At 46.9% G+C, this 21331-nt stretch carries 33 protein-coding genes; 24 read left to right on the top strand and 9 right to left on the bottom strand.

The window, feature by feature from the left end:
- Positions 1-137 precede the first annotated feature (137 nt).
- The 5 genes from IM500_RS21370 to purS all read right to left on the bottom strand — a co-directional run bounded on the left by IM500_RS21370 (position 138) and on the right by purS (position 4064).
- The gene (locus IM500_RS21370; RefSeq protein WP_287739500.1) at positions 138-590 is read right to left on the bottom strand and encodes a hypothetical protein; all 453 of its coding nucleotides are present in this window, start codon (positions 588-590) and stop codon (positions 138-140) included.
- Positions 591-729: 139 nt separating this feature from the next.
- Positions 730-1806 carry a dTDP-glucose 4,6-dehydratase gene (rfbB, locus tag IM500_RS21375; protein WP_190721200.1) on the bottom strand — a complete coding sequence of 359 codons (1077 nt, stop codon included), beginning with the start codon at positions 1804-1806 and terminating at the stop codon, positions 730-732.
- Between the two features lie 46 nt (positions 1807-1852).
- Positions 1853-2779, bottom strand: a complete 927-nt coding sequence (gene cdf31, locus IM500_RS21380; RefSeq protein WP_287739501.1) for a CDF family zinc efflux transporter Cdf31 — start codon at positions 2777-2779, stop codon at positions 1853-1855.
- A 228-nt stretch (positions 2780-3007) separates the two neighbouring features.
- Positions 3008-3694 carry a phosphoribosylformylglycinamidine synthase subunit PurQ gene (gene purQ / locus IM500_RS21385; protein WP_190721185.1) on the bottom strand — a complete coding sequence of 229 codons (687 nt, stop codon included), beginning with the start codon at positions 3692-3694 and terminating at the stop codon, positions 3008-3010.
- Between the two features lie 94 nt (positions 3695-3788).
- Positions 3789-4064 carry a phosphoribosylformylglycinamidine synthase subunit PurS gene (gene purS / locus IM500_RS21390; RefSeq protein ID WP_190721183.1) on the bottom strand — a complete coding sequence of 92 codons (276 nt, stop codon included), beginning with the start codon at positions 4062-4064 and terminating at the stop codon, positions 3789-3791.
- 31 nt (positions 4065-4095) lie between these two features.
- Between purS and IM500_RS21395 the strand changes: the two genes are divergently transcribed.
- Positions 4096-4479, top strand: a complete 384-nt coding sequence (locus tag IM500_RS21395; protein WP_287630642.1) for a Fur family transcriptional regulator — start codon at positions 4096-4098, stop codon at positions 4477-4479.
- Between the two features lie 85 nt (positions 4480-4564).
- Here the strand turns inward: IM500_RS21395 and accD are convergent, their stop codons facing one another.
- The 3 genes from accD to IM500_RS21410 all read right to left on the bottom strand — a co-directional run bounded on the left by accD (position 4565) and on the right by IM500_RS21410 (position 6595).
- A complete protein-coding gene (gene accD / locus IM500_RS21400) occupies positions 4565-5515 on the bottom strand; it encodes an acetyl-CoA carboxylase, carboxyltransferase subunit beta (protein WP_190721179.1) in 951 nt (316 codons plus the stop codon).
- Positions 5516-5534: 19 nt separating this feature from the next.
- The gene (locus IM500_RS21405; protein WP_190721178.1) at positions 5535-5684 is read right to left on the bottom strand and encodes a hypothetical protein; all 150 of its coding nucleotides are present in this window, start codon (positions 5682-5684) and stop codon (positions 5535-5537) included.
- A gap of 101 nt (positions 5685-5785) precedes the next feature.
- Positions 5786-6595: a prepilin peptidase gene (locus IM500_RS21410; protein ID WP_190721177.1), complete on the bottom strand. Its 810-nt coding sequence runs from the start codon at positions 6593-6595 to the stop codon at positions 5786-5788.
- A gap of 374 nt (positions 6596-6969) precedes the next feature.
- Here IM500_RS21410 and IM500_RS21415 point away from each other — a divergent pair, with 374 nt between their 5' ends.
- Entirely contained in the window at positions 6970-7272 is a 303-nt protein-coding gene (locus tag IM500_RS21415; protein WP_190721176.1) for a YkvA family protein, read from the top strand.
- 97 nt (positions 7273-7369) lie between these two features.
- On the opposite strand, the gene IM500_RS21420 is transcribed toward IM500_RS21415, so the two are convergent.
- Complete coding sequence (locus tag IM500_RS21420) at positions 7370-8029, bottom strand: phosphoribosyltransferase (RefSeq protein ID WP_190721175.1); 660 nt, start codon at positions 8027-8029, stop codon at positions 7370-7372.
- A 198-nt stretch (positions 8030-8227) separates the two neighbouring features.
- On the opposite strand from IM500_RS21420, the gene IM500_RS21425 reads away from it, so the two are divergent.
- The 22 genes from IM500_RS21425 to IM500_RS21530 all read left to right on the top strand — a co-directional run bounded on the left by IM500_RS21425 (position 8228) and on the right by IM500_RS21530 (position 21171).
- Positions 8228-8713 carry a DUF4079 domain-containing protein gene (locus IM500_RS21425; RefSeq protein ID WP_190721174.1) on the top strand — a complete coding sequence of 162 codons (486 nt, stop codon included), beginning with the start codon at positions 8228-8230 and terminating at the stop codon, positions 8711-8713.
- A gap of 188 nt (positions 8714-8901) precedes the next feature.
- Positions 8902-9240, top strand: a complete 339-nt coding sequence (locus IM500_RS21430; protein WP_002787863.1) for a P-II family nitrogen regulator — start codon at positions 8902-8904, stop codon at positions 9238-9240.
- Positions 9241-9915: 675 nt separating this feature from the next.
- Entirely contained in the window at positions 9916-10554 is a 639-nt protein-coding gene (rplC, locus tag IM500_RS21435) for a 50S ribosomal protein L3 (protein WP_190721173.1), read from the top strand.
- Positions 10555-10574: 20 nt separating this feature from the next.
- The gene (gene rplD / locus IM500_RS21440; protein WP_286825777.1) at positions 10575-11207 is read left to right on the top strand and encodes a 50S ribosomal protein L4; all 633 of its coding nucleotides are present in this window, start codon (positions 10575-10577) and stop codon (positions 11205-11207) included.
- Positions 11197-11502: a 50S ribosomal protein L23 gene (locus IM500_RS21445; protein WP_002746599.1), complete on the top strand. Its 306-nt coding sequence runs from the start codon at positions 11197-11199 to the stop codon at positions 11500-11502. The genes rplD and IM500_RS21445 overlap by 11 nt, the downstream gene beginning before the upstream one ends.
- Positions 11503-11535: 33 nt before the next feature.
- Positions 11536-12369 carry a 50S ribosomal protein L2 gene (rplB, locus tag IM500_RS21450; RefSeq protein ID WP_190721170.1) on the top strand — a complete coding sequence of 278 codons (834 nt, stop codon included), beginning with the start codon at positions 11536-11538 and terminating at the stop codon, positions 12367-12369.
- 30 nt (positions 12370-12399) lie between these two features.
- Positions 12400-12681 carry a 30S ribosomal protein S19 gene (gene rpsS / locus IM500_RS21455; RefSeq protein WP_002732809.1) on the top strand — a complete coding sequence of 94 codons (282 nt, stop codon included), beginning with the start codon at positions 12400-12402 and terminating at the stop codon, positions 12679-12681.
- A gap of 243 nt (positions 12682-12924) precedes the next feature.
- Positions 12925-13284 (top strand): 50S ribosomal protein L22, encoded by a 360-nt coding sequence (rplV, locus tag IM500_RS21460; RefSeq protein WP_150978028.1) that lies wholly within the window; start codon positions 12925-12927, stop codon positions 13282-13284.
- A gap of 23 nt (positions 13285-13307) precedes the next feature.
- The gene (rpsC, locus tag IM500_RS21465) at positions 13308-14036 is read left to right on the top strand and encodes a 30S ribosomal protein S3 (RefSeq protein ID WP_002796425.1); all 729 of its coding nucleotides are present in this window, start codon (positions 13308-13310) and stop codon (positions 14034-14036) included.
- Positions 14037-14066: 30 nt separating this feature from the next.
- Positions 14067-14486, top strand: coding sequence for a 50S ribosomal protein L16 (rplP, locus tag IM500_RS21470; protein ID WP_002734310.1), 420 nt, complete (start codon positions 14067-14069; stop codon positions 14484-14486).
- Positions 14486-14704, top strand: a complete 219-nt coding sequence (gene rpmC / locus IM500_RS21475) for a 50S ribosomal protein L29 (RefSeq protein WP_012267966.1) — start codon at positions 14486-14488, stop codon at positions 14702-14704. The genes rplP and rpmC overlap by 1 nt, the downstream gene beginning before the upstream one ends.
- A gap of 6 nt (positions 14705-14710) precedes the next feature.
- Complete coding sequence (rpsQ, locus tag IM500_RS21480) at positions 14711-14953, top strand: 30S ribosomal protein S17 (RefSeq protein WP_002796423.1); 243 nt, start codon at positions 14711-14713, stop codon at positions 14951-14953.
- Positions 14954-14973: 20 nt separating this feature from the next.
- Positions 14974-15342 (top strand): 50S ribosomal protein L14, encoded by a 369-nt coding sequence (gene rplN, locus IM500_RS21485; RefSeq protein ID WP_002732358.1) that lies wholly within the window; start codon positions 14974-14976, stop codon positions 15340-15342.
- Positions 15343-15382: 40 nt separating this feature from the next.
- Positions 15383-15736, top strand: a complete 354-nt coding sequence (gene rplX / locus IM500_RS21490) for a 50S ribosomal protein L24 (protein WP_287739502.1) — start codon at positions 15383-15385, stop codon at positions 15734-15736.
- A 54-nt stretch (positions 15737-15790) separates the two neighbouring features.
- Complete coding sequence (rplE, locus tag IM500_RS21495; RefSeq protein ID WP_002734750.1) at positions 15791-16330, top strand: 50S ribosomal protein L5; 540 nt, start codon at positions 15791-15793, stop codon at positions 16328-16330.
- 186 nt (positions 16331-16516) lie between these two features.
- Complete coding sequence (gene rpsH / locus IM500_RS21500; RefSeq protein ID WP_002734721.1) at positions 16517-16918, top strand: 30S ribosomal protein S8; 402 nt, start codon at positions 16517-16519, stop codon at positions 16916-16918.
- 104 nt (positions 16919-17022) lie between these two features.
- Positions 17023-17592: a 50S ribosomal protein L6 gene (gene rplF, locus IM500_RS21505; RefSeq protein ID WP_190721166.1), complete on the top strand. Its 570-nt coding sequence runs from the start codon at positions 17023-17025 to the stop codon at positions 17590-17592.
- Positions 17593-17595: 3 nt separating this feature from the next.
- Positions 17596-17958, top strand: coding sequence for a 50S ribosomal protein L18 (gene rplR, locus IM500_RS21510; protein WP_002746610.1), 363 nt, complete (start codon positions 17596-17598; stop codon positions 17956-17958).
- 26 nt (positions 17959-17984) lie between these two features.
- Entirely contained in the window at positions 17985-18506 is a 522-nt protein-coding gene (rpsE, locus tag IM500_RS21515; protein WP_002746611.1) for a 30S ribosomal protein S5, read from the top strand.
- A gap of 10 nt (positions 18507-18516) precedes the next feature.
- Entirely contained in the window at positions 18517-18960 is a 444-nt protein-coding gene (gene rplO, locus IM500_RS21520; RefSeq protein ID WP_002796421.1) for a 50S ribosomal protein L15, read from the top strand.
- A 254-nt stretch (positions 18961-19214) separates the two neighbouring features.
- Positions 19215-20534 carry a preprotein translocase subunit SecY gene (secY, locus tag IM500_RS21525; RefSeq protein ID WP_190721164.1) on the top strand — a complete coding sequence of 440 codons (1320 nt, stop codon included), beginning with the start codon at positions 19215-19217 and terminating at the stop codon, positions 20532-20534.
- 70 nt (positions 20535-20604) lie between these two features.
- On the top strand, positions 20605-21171 hold the full coding sequence (locus IM500_RS21530; RefSeq protein WP_190721161.1) for an adenylate kinase: 567 nt from the start codon (positions 20605-20607) through the stop codon (positions 21169-21171).
- The last annotated feature ends 160 nt before the right edge of the window (positions 21172-21331 follow it).

Raw genomic sequence — 21331 nt, forward strand, 5'->3', positions numbered from 1 at the left:
AGTCAACGGTACAGCCATTTTCAAGGGGAAAATGTACCCAGTAGCTTCTGAGCAATTTTTTCTGAGAAGCGACCTGCAGTAAGGGTTTTGTTGATTTTTTAGTATTTCTGTATGGGGGAAGTCCAGTAATTAGGTTTTCAGGAGTTGAAGTTAGTTTTTTCTGAATTTTCTCGCAACATTTGCCGAATTTCCTCTAGGGGTGATTCTGGTTCCAGTGGGCTATTTTCGGGAATAAATTCTAGAGTAATTTTTATTTGACGAGTTTCATTGAAATGCTCAAATCCCTGTTTCTGTAATTCCCGCAGAAATTCGCCATCATAATCTGGACGTTCAGGTGTTTTTTTAGGCAGTTTTTCTAAAACACTAGAAAAAGTACATTCTCCATAAGTTTTAACTTTTCCTGTTCTCCAGTCTTTCTCCCCCCGTATTAATAATTTACAATCCTTCCCTTCACTCGGATAATGAACCCATTCAATTTTATTAATTTGACCAAATAGAGACGACCTATCTCCTGTTAGTCTTTCATGGGAAGTATATTTGCCGATATAGTTTAAAAAATCTGCTTGGATTTTTTCCCTAAATTTTCTCACTAAAATAACTTCTTCATTTTTTTTGAGATTTTCCTGTGATCTTAATCACTGAGAATTAAAATATTAATCTAGCTAAAGTAATAAGTGTGTTAGTTTTCGCTAACACACCCAAAATTAAGATTAGATTTTTTCCCCCTCTCTAACCGTAAACTTTCCCATAATACTCTTGATATTCTTTGGATAACAAAGGTTGCCACCAATCCCGATGATCGAGATACCATTGAATGGTTTTTCTTAATCCCCCCTCTACCGTTTCTTGAGGTTGCCAACCTAATTCAGTGCGAATTTTACTGGCATCAATAGCATACCGGCGATCATGTCCGGGGCGATCCTTGACAAAAGTAATTAAATTCTGAGCAGGTTTCACGGGTAAATCGGGAGCTAATTCATCCATTAAATCACATAACATCCTGACTAAATCGATATTTTTTACCTCATTATTTCCGCCAATATTATAGGTTTCTCCCGCTTTTCCCTTGTGAATAACTGTATCTAAAGCTTGACAATGATCCCGCACATATAACCAATCTCGAACATTTTGACCATCACCATAAACAGGTAAAGGTTTACCCAAAAGAATATTAATACACATCAAAGGAATTAACTTTTCGGGAAAATGATAGGAACCATAATTATTAGAGCAATTAGTAATAATTGTCGGCATTCCGTAGGTATGAAAATAAGCTCTCGCTAGATGATCACTCCCAGCTTTTGAAGCAGAATAGGGACTATTAGGAGCATAGGGAGTAGTTTCGGTAAAAGCCGGATCATCTACTCCTAAACTGCCATAAACCTCATCGGTGGAAACGTGCAGAAAACGATATTTATCGGGTTGGTGATTACTTAACCAATGTTGCCGAAAACTTTCTAATAGAGTAAAAGTTCCCACCACATTAGTTTGCACAAAAGCCCCAGGTCCAAGAATCGATCGATCCACATGGGATTCGGCGGCAAAATGGGCAACTGTATCGATATTTTCACTGGCAAATAATTGATCAACTAAAGCTTGATCGCAGATATCCCCTTGCAGAAAACGAAAATTCTTTCTATCTTTCAGTGTCCCTAAATTATTCAAATTGCCTGCATAGGTAAGAGCATCGAGAACAATGACACGATCCTCAGGATAATTCTCGCACCAATGATGAACAAAATTCGAGCCGATAAATCCTGCTCCACCAGTAATTACTATGCTTCTAGCTTGATTTTCTGTCGCCATGGCCACCTCTAGCAAAAGTTCGCTACTTATTTTAGGCTTTTTTGCTTCACACTTCTTCATCAAAAGTGATCTGATCGGAGTGATAATCCGGCGGTTCAACGTGAATTAAAATTCTCACAGGGCTAAATTGTTGGCTTAATCTTGCTTCCACCGCTTCCGTGATTGCGTGAGCAGTTTCTACATCTTGAGCGGAGACAATTAGGTGCATTTCTATAAATACCTGTCTTCCTACCACTCCCCGAGATGCGATCGCATGACAATTAAGCACCCCCGGCACCTCCAGGACAATTTGATGAATCACCTCAGGAGCGATCGCCATTTCATCCACTAACAAAGGTAAATTCTCCATCAGGACTTTCCAACCACTGCCAAACACCAAAAAAGCGACGGGAAAGGACAAAATCACATCTAACCATTGTAATTGGGGAATATTAGCCGTATTGCCCACCCAAACCCCGACTAAACCCAATAAAACCGTAATTGTCACCCACACATCACTCATGGTATGACGAGCATCGGCAATCAAAATCGCACTACCGACACGCTGCCCCACCGATCTTTCATAATAGGTGACAAAAATATTCACCCCTAAAACGATAATTAATAGCCATAACTCAGGACCTGCAATCTCGACGGGTTTGCCTCCTTTGATAATACTCATGACCGCCCCTTGCAAGATTTCAAAACAGGCAATCCCCAAAAATGCAGCGATCGCTAAAGCTCCGATCGCTTCGTATTTCAGATGTCCGTAAGGATGATCTCGATCGGGATAGGGAGAGGAAAACCGCATCGCTACCAATCCCAAGACATTATTAGCACTATCGGTGACACTATGGAGAGCATCCGCTTGCAGACTTAAAGCACCAATCCTCAAACCCACCCCCGCTTTGATCGCCATAACCAAAATGTTCAGCAGTAGGGTGATCCAGAGAACCTTTTGGACGGTAGCCCGATTATCTTTTAAAACAGCCACAGGATTATCAGTTATCAGTTATCAGTTATCAGGGAAATTTCAACTAAAACCCCAAAACCCCAAAAACCCAACTACTTGAGGGTTGAAAAAGGGCAAAAATAAGGATTAAATTGCCTAAAGTCGGTAAATAGACCATTTAATTGATTATTATTCATTTTTAATTCTCCTGACTCCTGACGACCGGCTACTGACCCTAACAACAATTTTTGATTTTTACAAGAGGTCTAGTCAACAACAATTGATCAACTCCTGAAATAACAGACTCCCATCGGTCAAATTGAGCATCCGATCGGCGGCGCGTTCGGGATGAGGCATCATTCCTAGCACATTTCCTGCTTTATTGGTAATTCCTGCAATATTATTTAACGAACCGTTAGGATTTCCCGACTCATTTGCCTCTCCTGTGGCAGTACAGTAACGAAAGAGAATTTGTCCGTTATCCTCCAGAGATTTTAACGTATCTTCTGCGGCATAATAACGCCCTTCCCCGTGGGCAATCGGCAAATTAAGCACCTGTTGCGGTTGATAACCTCGCGTCCAGACAGATTGATTATTTTCCACTTTTACCGGCACTCGATCGCAGATAAAATGTAAATCGCGATTACGAATTAACGCACCGGGTAGCAGCCCAATTTCCGTTAATACCTGAAAACCGTTACAGATGCCTAAAACTAATTTACCTTTTTCGGCTTCTTCTCGGACAGTTTTCATCGCTGGCGAAAACCGAGCGATCGCACCACAGCGCAAATAATCGCCGTAACTAAATCCCCCCGGCACCACAATCACATCCAAATCCCCTAAATCCGTCTCTTGATGCCAAATATAGCGGGTAGGTTGCTGAAAAATCCCCTCCGTCACCGTTGCCACATCTCGATCGCAATTCGATCCGGGGAAAACAATAATCCCAAACTTCATAATTTTTAACTTGGTTAATTCATTGTGCAGAAAGCTCTCATCAGATGGGTGTCAGGGTGTTGGAGTTAGTTGAATTTACCCATTTCCCTAATCCCTATCCCCTATCCCCTATCTCCTGACAATGCAAATCAAAGCGATAATTTTCAATCACAGGATTAGCCAATAGTTGATCGCACATTTGATCCAATTGTTCGCGGGCGCTGGTTTCATCCGCTGCTGCCACGGTAAGCTCAATATACTTACCAATTCGCACCCCAGCCACAGTATCATAACCTAATTGCTTTAATCCCGACTCTACCGCCGTACCCGCCGGATCGAGAACCGAAGGGCGCAGGGTAACATAAATACAGCACTGATAATTTTTTGGCATAGAATTAACTTTGATCGCTGACCTTTTTGATATGAAATCCCAACGCACCCGATCGCAAGAGCGCATTATCCACTTACTCAAAACCTTAAATCGGGCAGTATCCGCTCAAGAATTGTTTGTGGAACTCCGTCAGCGTGACCAAAATATGGGGTTAGCCACTGTTTACCGCGCCCTAGAATCCCTAAAACTACAGGGTGCAGTGCAGGTGAGAACCCTAGCCACAGGAGAATCCCTCTACAGTTCCCTTCAGCAGGATCAACACCATCTTACCTGTATTCATTGCGGTCGGTCTATCGTCTTTAATGAGTGTCCCGTTCACGAATTGGCAGAAAAACTCGAAAAATCCCATCAATTTAAGGTTTATTACCACACTCTCGAATTTTTTGGACTTTGCGATCATTGTCAACCCAGTTAAGTAAGCTGTACTACATTTAAACTGCCGATCGGGAAATTTTAGTACAAATGCTCAGACTTTCCACTCCAGTGCCGTCTTACACAGATTAAACTGTTGTTTGACCTTGGGCTGTTTTCAGAGGGATTAACTCCGGTTGACTGTATGGATGATGACTGTTGAGGGGGGATAACAAGGGGAAAAAGGGCTGATGTAAACTAATTAATTGAGCGAGAGTTTTTTTGAGATGGGTACGGGGAACGATCGCATCGACAAACCCGTGTTTTAACAAGTATTCCGATGTTTGGAAACCTTCCGGTAATTTCTCGCGCAAAGTCTGTTCAATTACCCGCTTCCCCGCAAAACCGATAGTAGCCTTTGGTTCGGCGATAATAATATCTCCCAACATGGCAAAACTGGCCGTGACTCCTCCCGTGGTGGGATTAGTCAAGACGGGAATATAGAGTAATTTTGCTTCTCGATGCCGGTTAAGGGCACCAGAAATCTTGGCCATCTGCATTAAACTTAACATTCCTTCCTGCATTCTCGCCCCGCCAGAAGCGCAGATAATCACCAGGGGTAAACTTTCATCGGTAGCGCGTTCCGTCAAACGACAGAGTTTTTCTCCCACCACCGATCCCATGCTACCCCCCATAAAACGGAAGTCCATCACCCCTAAAGCTAAGGGTAAACCATCGATCGTCCCCGTTCCCGTCCGGACAGCATCCGTCAGTCCGGTTTTTTCTTGGGTTTCCCGCAGGCGATCGCTATAACTTTTACGATCGCGAAATTTGAGCGGATCCGTCGGTCGAATCTGTTCATCGAGGCAATTCCAAGTATTAGCATCCACTAACTGGCGAATTCTTTCTTCACTTTCCACCCGATTATGATGACCGCAATCGAGACAAACCAGTTGATTAGCTAATAAATCCTTCGTATAGGCCAAAACGCCGCAATTTGGGCATTTTGTCCATAGACCATCGGCTATTTCTCGTTCCTGTTGTTGTTGAACCTTGGGTTCTGTTTTTTGGCGATTTGCAAACCAATCAAATAGAGACATAGTTTAAAATAAAGACAATTTATCGACTTTCCTCTAGAGGACTTAATAACAAAAGTGCTGTCCAGCGATCTTGGGGACGCACTTGTAGGGCGGCCTGATGCCCCTGGCCGCAATAAATACCAAGGCCAATAGCGATAACGGGACTGGGGATGTGGTGAGCTTTGAGCATTTCCTGTAGCCAATCGGCTTACCCTAGACTGGGGGTTGTTCTAATGGTGATCCAAGACACGGAAGACTATTGTATCAAGATTTAATTACAAGATAGCTTTTTTACAACAAAGGGAAAAAAATGGTTTGATAGGCTGAGATGATCTTATCACTCCAAAAGACACTCATCAGAGCGCCGAGGGCAAGAAGTGGGCCGAAGGGTATAGCTTGTCTTTTTGCCATTTTACCCAGAAAAATGCCCGTCATACCGATCACCGCCCCAATAGCGCAGGCCAGAAAACCGGTGACTAATAATGCTTGCCATCCTAACCAAGCACCGATCATGGCCGCTAATTTGGCATCTCCTCCCCCCATGGCCTGCTGTCTGAGGGCAAAACTTCCCCCCCACCGGATCAGATCAAATAACCAGACTCCTAAAACCGCACTAGAGATCGCTGAAAAGAGATAGATAACACTTTGATTATTTTGCCAACCTAAAAGAGTTTGGAAAACTATCCCTAAAACTAATCCCGATTGGGTGAGGCAGTTGGGAAGCGTCATCGTGTCAAAATCAATCAAAGCTAAAGCTAATAACCAACTGAGGAGAATCCAATAGCCGAGGGTCTGCCAAGAAAAGCTAAAATCTCCTAAAACCAGACAAAATAATAAACCAGTAAAAGTTTCGATCGCTGGATAACGGACAGAAATCGCGGTTCTACACCAGCGACAGCGACCCCCTAGCCATAACCAGCCTAAAACAGGTATATTCTCGCTTTTACCTAACCTATGGTGACATTTCGGACAGTGGGAAGGGGGATAAACTAGAGATATCCCCTTAGGTAATCTATAGATGACCACGTTTAAAAAACTGCCCACCGAGGCACCAAAAGCGAAGACAAAGGCAAAAGTAACTAGATGAAAGAGGGTTTCCATCCTTACACTGGCAGATAATTGATTAGTTTGTTATCGCCTATTATAGGGGATAAAGATGCCACTATCTCCCCTCTTAAGCATCCAGTAATAAGCTGTTCATAATTTAAATTGCTTGTTGAGACGAGGCGAGAGACACTCTGGCAAGAGGCAACAGTAAAGGGATTGGAGGAAATTCGGCTGATCATTAAGAATAAGCGGTTTAAATACGTCTTAGCTTAATAATTCAGGCTCATCCCTAAAGGTGAATTTTCTTCTGGGCTTTTTTTTTTGATTAATTAGCGGATATCACCCTAGATAATGGGGGTAAAACCTCACTATCAGCCCCGGGGACAACCTGACAAAATTAAATTATCGCCGTCAACGAGGACAAATTAATGAAACCGATTGTTGAATCTTTTTACAACTGGTACAGCAGCAAAATCACTCACCCCCAATATCGTTGGATTATCATTCTGGGAACTATGGTTTATCTGTTTAGCCCCCTCGATATTTCTCCTGACGTTTTCCCGATTATTGGTTGGATCGATGATGGTATTGTCCTCACCCTTTTAACCACGGAATTATCGCGATTAGTTCTTGATTATCGCAATCGCCGTCCGGGAGGAGTCAAGAATCAAACCGAGGTTTCTTCCCCAACCAATGCCGTTGATACCGATGCCGTAGAAGTCAGAAGTTAGACTTCGTAAGTCTCAATTCTGACTTCTGAATTCAGGAGATTGCTGTTATTTATTCTCCCCACTACCCCACTACCCCACTCCCCCACTTCCTAATTCCCTAAACTTGAATCAAAGAACTATCGACGGTGGCTAAAAGTGTTTGCACTTCCTCATCGCTGGTTTGGGAAAAATCTTCGTACCAAAGAGAAATCGATCTCAATTCGTAGGGTTTATGTAGGCAAATTACTCGATCGACTAATTTTTCTAATTGCTCACAGACTTCCACAGGGGCAATAGGAACAGCAATAATAATAGCAGCGGGGTTTCTAGCTTTCAGGGTCAGAATCGCCGCTTTAATCGTTGCTCCCGTAGCGATCCCATCATCTACTAGAATAATCGTTTTTCCCGTCAGGGCCGGAAAGGGTCGCTCCCCTCGATACAAGCGATCGCGTCGCTCTAATTCGATCATTTCTTCCTTTGCTACCCGTTCCATCATCGCCTCCGATAGGTGCAAGTCGTCAACGATACTTTCATTGATTACCCGCACACCATTTTGACCGATCGCCCCAAAAGCTAACTCTTTGCGCTCCGGTACACCTAATTTTCGCACTAAACACAGATCTAGCGGTAAATGTAACCTTTGGGCAATTTCAAAGGCGATCGGAACCCCACCCCGGGGCAAAGCCAAAACTAGCACCCCAGCACTATTGGTATATTCTGTCAAGTAACTAGCTAATAGTCTCCCTGCTGATCGCCGATCTTTGAGCAGATAAGTCATAACTCCCTCCTAGGGGCTAATCCCCGTGGGGATCCCTAGTCTCCCCTGACTTTATTCTATATTTCTCCGCTAATCTCTAGCTGAAATGTTAAGAAATTTAGCGAAGGCTTGACATTTTTTCGGCTAACCGCAGTTTTTCTAGGCCAGAGATCGGCTAAAATCTTAGGCGAGAGGGTTTTGTAAAGTTAGGTAACAAACATGAATCAAAGTTTAAGTGATGCGCTAGAGCCGATCGCCGCTGCCTTTCGCGGTCTCGGAACTCCCGAACCGATCGTTCATTGGGGACATCCAGTCATGATGGGGATCGTGGTTTTAGTTATGGGTAGTTATACTGCCTATGCCGGTTGGCAAAGCCGTTTAAGCAAAGATGGGGAAGTAGTGGCCAAAAATCGGGCTGATCACCGCAAACTCGCCCCCTGGCTGTTTTTATTTATCGCTCTCGGTTACACTGGCGGTATTTTATCCCTAGTCATGCAGAAACATCCAATCCTCGAAAGCAGCCATTTCTGGACAGGATCGGTCGCAATCGGTTTATTAGCTTTCAATGGATTATTGTCCCTCACTGGCTTCGCTGGCGGGAAAAAAGAACTTTTCCAGACTATTCACGCCTATATCGGCAGTATTGCCCTGATTTTACTGCTAGTTCACGGTGTTTTCGGTCTTCAGTTGGGATTATCTCTCTAGTTGGTTTATTTATGGCTTCGGGTGGGCTATTTCCCACCCAGAAATTTTTCACCGCAGAAGACTGTGGCCAAGGACAATAATTGAAGAAATTATGACTTTAAGCACTATTCTTGGGATTCCGAGTTTAGAATTAACAGGTAATTTACCAAGAAAGTAAAGTATCGTCACGCAACGAGGAGATAGATATTTTGAAGAAAGTAGAAGCGATTATCCGACCCTTTAAACTTGAAGAGGTGAAAATCGCCCTAGTTAATGCGGGCATTGTCGGGATGACCGTCTCCGAAGTTAGAGGTTTCGGTCGTCAGAAAGGTCAATCGGAACGTTATCGCGGTTCCGAGTACACCGTCGAATTTCTCCAAAAACTCAAGATCGAGATCGTCGTCGAAGATAAGCAAGTCGATATGGTCGTCGATAAGCTGATTTCGGCAGCCCGTACCGGTGAAATCGGAGACGGTAAAATCTTCATCTCCCCCGTGGAACAGATCGTCCGCATCCGTACCGGCGAAAAAGATCTCGAAGCGATTTAACCTCCAAACAAGGGATGATAGTACAATGCTGTCATCCCCCCCCCATTGAAGGCAATTCCCATCAAGCAGTGTAACCTAATTTGATATCGACCACCAACGACCGATTCCCCCAAACAAAAACTTTGTACCTCACCATTAAGATAACAAAGGCAGGGGGCAGTCCCGATGCCAAAGTTGGCACCGCCAAGCCTGAAAATATTCTGATCCTAAATCCGGTTATTAAAAACTGATTATTTATTCCCCCTTCATCGCTGCTGAAGACCGCCGAACGGTACAAATAATTTGACCAGACTAGATATGATCATTTCCGGTGACTAAAAAAACCTCTTGCCTAAAAAGGCACAAATATTATATAATGTTTGATCGTGGCCAAAATCGGTGTTAGGTGGTGCTGAAGGCACTGCCAAGCAGAACCGCCTTGGTCGCTCGGTCTTCGCCGGGATACTGAAGATAAACCCTTTAAGTCCCGAAGAAACAAAGACCAGCAACAATCTAGGCAGAACCAGCAAACCTGTCTAGTCTTACTTACGAATTTAACGGGATGCCAGCTTAAATAACTCGAAAAAAGTCATTCAAGTTGGGCAGGCTGATAAAGTGGGAAAAATCTTTCCCGCTCCTATAGCCACGGCCACGTTATTTTTGATTGTCGTCTAGTAAAGATAAAGAGAACAATCCGTGTCTATCGGTATCCTCGGTACAAAACTGGGCATGACCCAAATCTTCGACAACAAAACGGGAGTCGCCATTCCCGTCACCGTCGTTCAAGCAGGTCCTTGTCCCGTCACCCAAGTCAAAACTAAAAAAACCGACGGTTATGAATCCATCCAAGTGGGATACAAAACCGTCAAAGAAAAAGCCCTCAACAAACCGCTGCTCGGTCATTTAGCCAAAGCCGGTGTCTCCCCCCTGCGGCATTTAATCGAATACCGCCTCGAGGACGCATCCGCTTACACTTTAGGCCAAGAAATTACCGCCGCTATCTTCCAAGAAGGCGATTTAGTCGATGTGGCTGGAACCACCATCGGACGGGGTTTCTCCGGCTATCAAAAACGCCATAACTTCAAGCGCGGTAACATGACCCACGGTTCCAAAAACCACCGTCTCCCCGGTTCCACCGGTGCCGGTACTACCCCCGGTCGCGTCTTCCCGGGTAAGAGAATGGCTGGACAATACGGAGCAACCCAAGTTACCATCCGCAAATTGTCCGTGGTCAAAATCGATAGCGAACGCCACCTGATCCTGATCAAAGGAGCCGTCCCGGGCAAACCAGGAACCCTGTTAAACATCACCCCCGCCAAGAAATTTGGTAAATAGGGCAAGGAAAGATTAAAGCCATGGTTAACTACACAGTCAAAAATTGGCAAGGGGAAGAAGCGGGAACAGGCACCCTGGAACTGAAAACCGCTAAACCAGAAACCGCCAAACACCTAATTCACCGCGTCGTCGTCAGCCATCTAGCGGCGGCCCGCCAAGGTAACGCCTCCAGCAAAACCCGCTCGGAAGTGCGCGGCGGTGGTCGCAAACCCTGGCGGCAAAAAGGCACCGGTCGCGCCCGGGCCGGTTCGATCCGTTCTCCCCTCTGGCGTGGTGGCGGTGTCATCTTCGGACCGAAACCGAGAGATTTTGAAGTTAAGGTCAATCGCAAAGAGAAAAGATTAGCCCTGAGAACCGCTTTGATCGGCCAGGCCGATAACTTTATCGTGGTTGAAAGCTTCGCCGAACAATTCTCCCAACCCAAAACCAAAGAACTCACCGCTGCCTTAAGTCGCTGGGGAGCCAGTCCAGAGGAAAAAATTCTGCTGATTTTGACGGAAATTCCCGAAAATGTCTATTTATCGGGACGTAATATCTGCAATCTCAAAATTATTCGCGCCGATAGTCTCAACGTCTATGATGTCCTCCTAGCCGATCGAGTTATCGCTACCGCCGCAGCCCTAGCCAAAATTGAGGAGGTCTATGGTGCTTAAAACTGAAGCCAGGCAACTCGCCGATCTGATCCTAAAGCCGATCGTCACCGAGAAAGCCACCCTGCTCCTAGAACAAAATAAGTACGTCTTCGATGTCGCCTTGAAAGCGACCAAGCCGGAAATTCAAGCGGCGATCGAATTGTTGTTTGACGTGAAAGTAACGAAAGTAAACACCAGCCGCCCCTCTCGTCAGAAAAAACGCGTCGGCCGTTTCCTCGGTTACAAACCCCAATACAAACGCGCCATCGTGACCCTAGCGGAAGGCGACTCGATCGCCCTCTATCCCGACGTATAACCACCAAGAAACCCGATAACGGAAAACTAAACTATGGGTATTCGTTCTTTTAGACCTTTAACCCCCGGGACAAGGCAGGCGGCCATCTCCGACTTTAAGGAGATCACCAAAACCGAACCGGAAAAGTCCCTAACTCATCACAAACACAGCAAACAGGGGCGTAATAATCGCGGTGTCGTTACCAGTCGTCACCGAGGCGGCGGCCATAAGCGCCTCTACCGGATTATCGATTTTCGTCGCGATAAACGGGATATTCCGGCCACAGTAGCGGCGATCGAGTACGATCCTAACCGTAACGCCCGCATTGCCCTGCTTTTCTACAAAGACGGGGAAAAACGCTACATCATCGCCCCCGCTGGTTTAGGCGTTGGTGATACCGTCATCGCCGGAGAAAACGCTCCCTTCGAGGTCGGTAATGCCCTACCCTTAAGTCGCATCCCCCTAGGGACAGAAGTTCATAACATCGAACTCGTCCCCGGTCGCGGTGGTCAAATGGTGCGGGCTGCCGGTGGTTTCGCCCAAGTGGTAGCCAAAGAAGGCGATTACGTTACCATCCGCCTCCCCTCCAAAGAAGTCCGCATGATCCGGCGTGAATGCTACGCCACCATCGGAAAAGTCGGTAACGCCGAAGCGAGAAATATCAGTCTCGGTAAAGCCGGCCGTACCCGTCACCGCGGTCAAAGACCTCATGTTCGGGGTAGCGTCATGAACCCAGTCGATCACCCGCACGGAGGTGGAGAGGGTCGCGCTCCGATCGGACGTTCCGGCCCGATGACTCCCTGGGGTAAACCCGCCCTCGGCCGCAAAACTCGCAACAAGAAAAAACGCAGTAGCGATCTCATCGTGCGCCGTCGTACCCAGGGTTAGAAATTATTACTTTACTTTTGACTGAAAATTATGGGTCGTTCACTGAAAAAGGGGCCATTTGTCGCCGGCCACCTGATGGAAAAAATCGAAAAACTCAACGCCCAGGGCAGTAAACAAGTGATTAAAACTTGGTCCCGGTCCTCGACAATCATTCCCGATATGGTCGGTCACACGATCGCCGTTCACAACGGCAAACAGCACGTTCCCGTCTACGTTTCCGAGCAGATGGTCGGTCATAAACTCGGTGAATTCGCTCCCACCCGCACCTTCCGCGGCCACGCCAAGAGCGACAAAAAAGCAGGACGGAAATAGACCGGTGGGCGGTAATCTTAAGACCGTCAAGCCCCCGGTCAGCGTTCAGATAAGCTAAACGGCGCTTAACCTGCATGATCCAATAGCTATAACCCTTTTGGAGTCTATATCGGTGATCCGAAGTAAAAGCCGTTTAGCTTAACTATGAGATGGTGGGTTACGGCGACTAGATAAATTAATAACTAAGTCTTATAAGTTGTCGTCGCCTAACCCACCCTACCTAACTGATAACTGATAACTGAAATGACCATCGATACCTCTAACGAAGTCAAAGCGATCGCCCGCTATATTCGGATGTCACCCCTGAAAGTCAGACGGGTACTCGATCAGATCCGCGGTCGCTCCTATCGGGAAGCCCTAATTATTCTCGAATTTATGCCCTACCGGGCCTGTGATCCGATTCTCAAAGTCCTGCGTTCCGCCGTTGCCAACGCCGAAAATAACGAAGGACTCGATCCCGCCACTTTGGTAGTTAGCCAAGCCTTTGCCGATGGCGGCCCGACCCTAAAACGTTTTCGACCCCGGGCCCAAGGCCGCGCCTACCAAATTCGCAAACCCACCTGTCATATCACCGTCGCCGTCGCTCCTAGCAACGAAGACTAATCACCTTAACTAAAAAAAACACAATGGGACAAAAAATCCATCCCCTCGGTTTTCGTCTCGGCGTTATCAAAGATCATAAATCTTGCTGGTATGCCGACGCAAAACGTTACCCCGAACTACTGCAAGAAGATCGCCGCATTCGTCAGTACGTCGAAAAAAACCTTGCTAATGCTGGTATCGCCGATATTCGCATCGAACGGAAGGCCGATCAAGTAGATATCTCCATCCACACCGCCCGACCAGGGGTCGTCGTCGGTCGTGGTGGCACGGGAATCGAACAGCTGCGCCTAGGTTTACAAAAAGCCCTCGGTGGCCAGCGTCAAATTCGCATTAACGTCATTGAGGTGGCTCGCGTTGATGCCGATGCCAACCTGATCGCCGAATACATCGCCCAACAACTAGAAAGACGGGTTTCCTTCCGTCGTGTAGTCCGGCAAGCCATCCAACGGGCGCAAAGGGCCGAAGTCAAAGGGATCAAAATTCAAGTTAGCGGTCGTCTCAACGGGGCGGAAATCGCTCGCACCGAATGGGTGCGGGAAGGACGAGTTCCCCTGCATACCCTGCGCGCCGATATTGATTACTCCTATAAAACCGCCAGCACCATCTACGGGATTCTAGGCGTGAAAGTTTGGATATTTAAGGGCGAAATTATCCCCGGCCAAGAAGAAATTGCCGCCGCCGTTCCCGCTCAAGCACCGCGCCGTCAACAGCGTCGCCGTCAACAGTTTGAAGATCGCTCTAGTGAGGGCTGATCCCTAATATTTATCAGTGGTAAATAGCTCATGTTAAGTCCCAAAAGAACAAAATTCCGCAAACAACAGCGCGGACGGATGCGCGGGCTGGCCACCGGCGGAAATACGATTAATTTCGGCGATTTCGCCCTGCAAGCCACCGAACCCTGTTGGATTACTTCCCGTCAAATCGAAGCGGCCAGACGGGCAATGACTCGTTATATTCGTCGGGGTGGCAAAATCTGGATCCGCGTTTTTCCCGATAAACCCGTGACCCAACGGGCTGCAGAAACTCGGATGGGTTCCGGGAAAGGTTCCCCCGAATTCTGGGTGGCCGTGGTTAAACCGGGTTTCATTATGTTTGAGATTGCTGGGGTAGCCGAACCCGTGGCCCGGGAAGCAATGCGCCTAGCCGCCCAAAAATTACCGATTAAGACCAAATTTATCACTCGCGAGGAGGATTTTGTCTAATGGCTCTACCGAAAATCGCCGAAGTGAGGAAGATGAGCGATGAGGAAATCGCCGCTGCTATCCTCGCTGCCAAAAAGAAACTGTTTGAATTGCGTTTGCAACAGGCCACCCGCCGCTTGGAAAAAACCCACGAATTCAAACACACCCGCCACCGTCTTGGCCAATTATTGACCGTAGAACGGGAGCGCCAACTAGCCCAGTCCACCCCGGAGGCATAACCCACTATGGCAGTTAAAGAAAGAGTTGGGGTAGTAGTCAGCGATAAAATGGATAAAACCGTAGTGGTAGCCATTGAAAACCGCTCTCCTCACCCTAAATACGGCAAAATCGTCGTGAAAACCCAGAAATTTAAAGCTCACGACGCAGAAAATCAAGCCAAACAAGGCGATCGAGTTCGTATTCGTGAAACCCGCCCCCTCAGTAAAACCAAACGTTGGGAAGTGGCGGAAATATTAACCGATAATTAAATTTCACCTAGGTAAAAACCGTGATTCAACAACAAACCTACTTAAATGTCGCTGACAATAGCGGGGCGCGGAAACTAATGTGTCTGCGGGTGCTGGGAACAGGTAACTGTACCTACGGTGGCATCGGTGACAAAATTATCGCCGTGGTTAAGGACGCTATCCCCAATATGCCCGTGAAAAAATCCGATGTGGTGACGGCGGTGATTGTGCGGACTCGTCAAACCGTCCGTCGCGATAGTGGCATGAGCATCCGTTTTGATGATAACGCCGCCGTGATTATTAATAATGACGGTAATCCCAAAGGTACGCGGGTTTTTGGTCCGGTCGCTCGGGAATTGCGCGATAAAAACTACACCAAAATTGTTTCCTTAGCCCCAGAAGTTCTCTGATCAAAGTCAAAAGTACCAAGGCAATCGGAGGTCAAAAAAAATGAGTAAGAAAAACATTCAAACCCCGCCCCAAAGGCAAAAAATGCACGTTAAAAAAGGGGATGTCGTTCAAGTAATCGCCGGTTCCGATAAGGGCAAAGTGGGCGAAATTTTACGCTCCCTACCCCAAGAAAGTACCGTGGTGGTCAAGGGAGTTAATATCCGCACCAAACATACTAAACCCCAACAGGAAGGAGAATCGGGTCAAATCGTTACCTACGAAGCACCGATTCACAGTTCCAAAGTCATGCTCTATTCCGAGAAGAAAAAAATCGCCAGTCGGGTGGGTTATACCTTGACCGAAGACGGTCGGAAAGTGCGGATACTGAAGAAAACTGGCGAAATTATCGATTAGTTTCCCATCAATTCTAGTTCCTGACCAAGCCCAGGAAAAGCAAGCAGAAAAACTATGAGCCAAAAACTAAAAACCACCTATCAAGAAACCATTGTTCCGAAACTGAAAGAACAATTTGGTTATACCAATATCCATCAAGTACCTAAAGTTATCAAAATTACTGTTAACCGCGGTCTTGGGGAAGCTTCACAAAACGCCAAAGCTTTGGAGTCTTCCAAGGAGGAACTGTCCACCATCACCGGACAACAACCGGTAGTGACTAGGGCAAAAAAAGCGATCGCTGGTTTCAAAATTCGCGAAGGAATGCCCGTGGGTGTCATGGTGACATTGCGCGGCGATCGAATGTACGCTTTTTTAGACCGTCTAATTAATCTGGCCTTACCACGCATTCGCGACTTTCGCGGTATCAGCGGTAACAGTTTTGATGGTCGTGGTAACTACAGTTTAGGCATTCGTGAACAGTTGATCTTCCCCGAAATTGAATACGACAAAATCGATCAAATTCGTGGGATGGACATCTCAATCATCACCACCGCTAAAAACGACGAAGAAGGACGCGCCCTCCTCAAAGAGATGGGAATGCCCTTTAGATAAATCAATCAAGAGAAAAGGAAAAAAATCAGGAAAAAGTGGCAAGGGAAAAGGGAGAAAGCGATTTTGTCAGAGAAATTACTGAATAAATCCTACCTACCTTCTCCTGACGACTGGCTCCTGACTCCTGACTCCCGCAATAACTGACCACTGATGTTGATCCCAATTTAGGAGAAAAACAGGTAATTCATGTCTGCTAACGATACCATCTCGGATATGCTGACCCGCATCCGTAACGCTTGCGCGGTTCGGCAGACCACTACTCAAATTCCCACCACGCGGATGACGCGCAGTATTGCTCAAGTTCTCAAAGACGAAGGCTTTATTGCTGACTTTGAGGAAGTGGGTGAGGGGATTAAATCTCAATTAGTTCTTTCCCTCAAATATAAAGGCAAAAACCGTCAACCGATCATTACTACCCTCACCAGAGTCAGTAAACCCGGCCTGCGAGTTTATTCCAACAGTAAAGACTTACCTCGCGTCCTCGGTGGCATTGGCATCGCCATTGTTTCCACCTCTAAAGGCATTATGACCGATCGCGAGGCCCGTAAACAAAACGTTGGCGGCGAAGTCCTTTGCTACATCTGGTAAACAAGGATAAGCTATCAGCCGTCAGCCTTTCCAAGTTTAAACCCGATAGCTGACCCACTGATAACTCTTCCCTGATAACTGATAACTGATAACTGATAACTGTTATGTCTCGTATTGGCAAACGCCCGATTCCTATTCCCAATAAAGTCACCGTCGATATCGATGGTGCTACCGTGACGGTGAAAGGACCCAAAGGAACTCTCCAGAGAACCCTACCCACCGCCGTCGCCATCAATAAAGATGGCGAAACTCTGCTCGTTACCCGTCAAGACGATTCCCGTACTGCCAGAGAACGCCACGGACTCTGTAGAACTCTAGTAGCCAACATGGTGGAAGGAGTCGCTACCGGCTTTCAAAAACGCCTCGATATCCAAGGGGTGGGCTACCGCGCCCAGGCCCAGGGTAGTAAATTAGTTCTTACTGTTGGTTACAGTAAACAGGTGGAAATGGAGATGCCCGATGGTGTTTCCGTCGCTGTAGAAAACAACACCCAAGTTATCGTCAGTGGCATCGACAAAGAAGCCGTCGGTAACATTGCCGCTAAAATCCGCGAAGTTCGTCCCCCCGAACCCTATAAAGGAAAAGGGATTCGCTATCTTGGTGAAGTTGTCCGTCGCAAAGTTGGTAAAGCTGGCGGTAAAGGCGCTAAAGGCGGTAAAGGAGGTAAAAAATAAACCATGAAACTTAGTCGCAAAGAATCAGTCCGTCGTCGTCACCAGCGTGTGCGTCGCAAAATTAATGGCACTGCTGAACGGCCGCGTTTATCCGTATTTCGTTCTAATAACCACATCTACGCCCAAATTATCGACGACGTAGCCCAACACACCCTCGCTGCCGCTTCTACCCTAGAGGCAACCTTGCGCGGGGAATTAGAATCCACCGCTACCCAAGAAGCCTCGGCTGCCGTGGGTAAACTGGTGGCCCAACGGGCCCTAGAAAGAGGCATCGAACAAGTGGTTTTTGATCGCGGTGGCAATCTCTATCACGGTCGCGTCAAAGCCTTAGCAGAAGCGGCTCGGTCAGCCGGCTTAAACTTCTAAAATATCCTTTCAACACTGATAAAACTATGGCAAAACGTCGCAAAGGCAACCGCGAAAAAGAAAAAGAAACCACTTGGCAAGAGCGGGTCATCCAGATCCGCCGGGTTAGTAAAGTGGTTAAGGGTGGTAAAAAACTCAGCTTCCGGGCCATCGTCGTGGTCGGTAATGAAAACGGCCAGGTGGGAGTGGGAGTCGGCAAAGCAGGGGACGTTATCGGGGCCGTCCGTAAAGGCGTGGCCGATGGCAAAAAACAACTAATTGAAGTCTCCTTAACTAAGGCTAGTTCTATCACTCACCTTACCCGGGGGGCTTCCGGTGGCGCTCAAGTGATTATGCGTCCGGCTGCTCCGGGGACTGGGGTTATTGCCGGGGGTGCTGTCCGTACCGTTTTAGAATTAGCCGGGGTGAAAAATATCCTCGCTAAACAACTCGGTAGCGATAACCCCCTCAATAACGCTAGAGCCGCCGTTAACGCCCTGGAAACTCTCCGCACTTTCTCGGAAGTGGCCAAGGATCGAGGCGTATCTGTAGAACATTTGTACACCTAAAGAAATCACCATGAAACTCCACGAAATCGCCCCCCAACCGGGGTCAACTAAACGCCGTCGTCGTGTGGGACGGGGTATCTCGGCCGGCCAGGGCGCTAGTTGCGGTCTGGGAATGCGCGGACAAAAATCTCGCTCTGGGACGGGGACTCGTCCCGGTTTTGAGGGGGGACAAATGCCCCTCTATCGTCGGGTTCCCAAATTAAAGCATTTTCCTTTGGTTAACCCTCGTCAATACACAATCGTTAATCTGAGAAAATTGGCTTCTTTACCCGCTAATACGGAAGTTACCCTGGAAAGTCTCCTAAAAGCTAAAATTCTTACCAGCAACGACGGCCCTTTAAAAGTTTTGGGTGATGGTGAAATTACCGTTCCCCTCAAGGTGAAGGCCGCCGCTTTTAGCAATAGCGCCAAAGAGAAAATTACCGCCGCTCAAGGTACTTGGGAAGAAATATGAATTTTCCAGGAGATTAGGAGACAGGAGATTAGGAGATTAGGAGATTAGGAGATTAGGAGATTAGGAGACAGGAGGCAAAAGGCCAAGGGCAGCTTTGTTCTCCCCACACCCTAACACCCCACACCCTAACACCCAATCCCCAAGACCAGATTGATATATCATAAGAAGCACAGGGGAAATCTTAAAAAAATCGAGAAAGTTTTCCCCCTCGATTACTTTTTCCCATAAAAAAACTGCACTAGAGGTAACTGTTAATGGTCGTTAGTCGTGATAAGGCTCCCACGGCACAGGAAACGTTTATGCAAATGGCACAGGCGGCTGGTTTACGCGGTCGCTTGTTGATTACATTGGGTTTACTGATTCTGCTCCGTTTTGGGATGTTTGTACCGATACCCGGTTTAGATCGGGCAAGATTAGCAGAAATTATTCAAGGTAACGCCGCTTTGGGAATCCTTGACCTATTTACTGGCGGAGGATTATCCACACTGGGGATTTTTGCCCTCGGTATTCTTCCCTATATCAACGCCTCGATTATTGTGCAATTGCTCACTGCTGCCCTTCCTTCTTTGGAAGATTTACAGAAAAATGAAGGAGAAGCAGGACGGCGAAAAATTGCCCAAATTACCCGTTATATTGCCTTTGGTTGGGCAATTATTCAAAGCATCGGTATTACTCTCGGTTTATTGGTGGCTAACGGCGTTGTGGCCGGAACTTTACCCTCGATCGCTGCTACGGTTCTCGCTTTAGTGGCGGGTTCTATGTTCGTGATGTGGATTTCGGAACTGATCACAGAACGCGGTCTGGGAAATGGAGCATCTTTGTTGATTTTTGTCAACATTGTCGCTGTTTTACCGAAAACCCTCGGTGATACGATTACTTTTGCTCAACAGGGTGGCCGACAAGCGATCGCTCAAGTGGTGATTCTCTTGCTGGTTTTCTTGGTGATGATTATCGGCATTGTTTTTGTTCAGGAAGGAACCCGTCGGATTCCGATTGTTTCTGCCCGTCGTCAGGTCGGTCGTCGTCTCTATCGGGAAAGAACCAGTTATCTACCCCTACGACTCAATCAAGGGGGCGTGATGCCGATTATTTTCGCCTCGGCAGTGTTGGTGTTACCTTTCCAATTGGTGCAAGCTTTACCCACGGATAACCCGGTCGGTCAGGTTTTAGTTCAGTTGGTTAATGCCCTGCGTCCCGATAGTTGGGGTTATGTGGCTTTTTATAGCTTACTAATTCTCGGTTTTAGTTTCTTCTACGCTTCCCTGATCGTTAACCCCAAGGATATGTCCCAAAACCTGAAAAAAATGGGGACCAGTATTCCGGGGATTCGTCCGGGGACCGCTACTACTAATTATCTGGAAGGGGTGCTGAATCGTCTCACCCTTTTGGGCGCTCTCTTTTTAAGTTTGGTGGCTACTGTGCCGACTGTAGTAGAAAGCGCCACCGGTGTCACCACTTTTCGCGGTTTGGGGGCAACTTCCCTGTTAATTCTGGTGGGGGTGGCGATCGATACGGCGAAACAAATTCAAACCTATGTCATCTCTCAACGCTATGAGGGCATGATTAAACAGTAGTTAGATAGTCAGCCAGTGACCTTTTAGCGGTTACTGGTTATTTTTTCCCTTAAAACCCTATATTTAATCCATGAGCAAACGGATCGGTGTGATATTTTTGGGACCGCCCGGATCGGGAAAAGGAACCCAAGCGGCAAAATTAGCGGAATCTCTGACGATTCCCCATATTTCTACCGGTGAAATTTTACGTCAAGCAATTACAGAGAAGACAGAACTTGGTCAGCAAGCACAAGCTTATGTGGAAAAGGGGGAATTAGTCCCCGATGAGTTGTTATTAGGTTTAATTCAGGAACGTTTAAAACAGCCTGACAGTGCTAAGGGTTGGATTCTTGATGGTTTTCCCCGCACGGTGGCACAGGCGAGCTTTTTAGACGCATTACTGGAAGAATTGGCCGATAGTTACACCTATGTGGTTAATTTGGCTGTACCAGATACGGTCTTAATTGAGCGTCTCATGCAACGCGGTCGTCAAGATGATACTAAAGAAACGATCTCCCGTCGCCTACAGGTTTATATCGACCAAACTGCCCCCGTTTTAGATTATTACGGTCAAAAAGGCACTCTTAACCATATCGACGGTAATCAACCGATGGACGCGGTTACTGCCGCTTTGACAGCAGTTGTCACTCCTGTTTAAAGTTTCCCTCAGAATCAATTCAGTTATCAGCTCCTGAAGGACGCAAAGCGCCCTAAAAAGAAAAAGAGAAACTAGGGACAAGCCCTGATATTCTAAATCTGGAAGTATCCTGAACTCAAACCGGAGTAACAATGGTGTCATCAGACCCGATTATCAGCAA

The sequence above is a fragment of the Microcystis sp. M179S2 genome, from assembly GCF_020245805.1.
Taxonomy (GTDB): Bacteria; Cyanobacteriota; Cyanobacteriia; order Cyanobacteriales; family Microcystaceae; genus Microcystis; species Microcystis aeruginosa.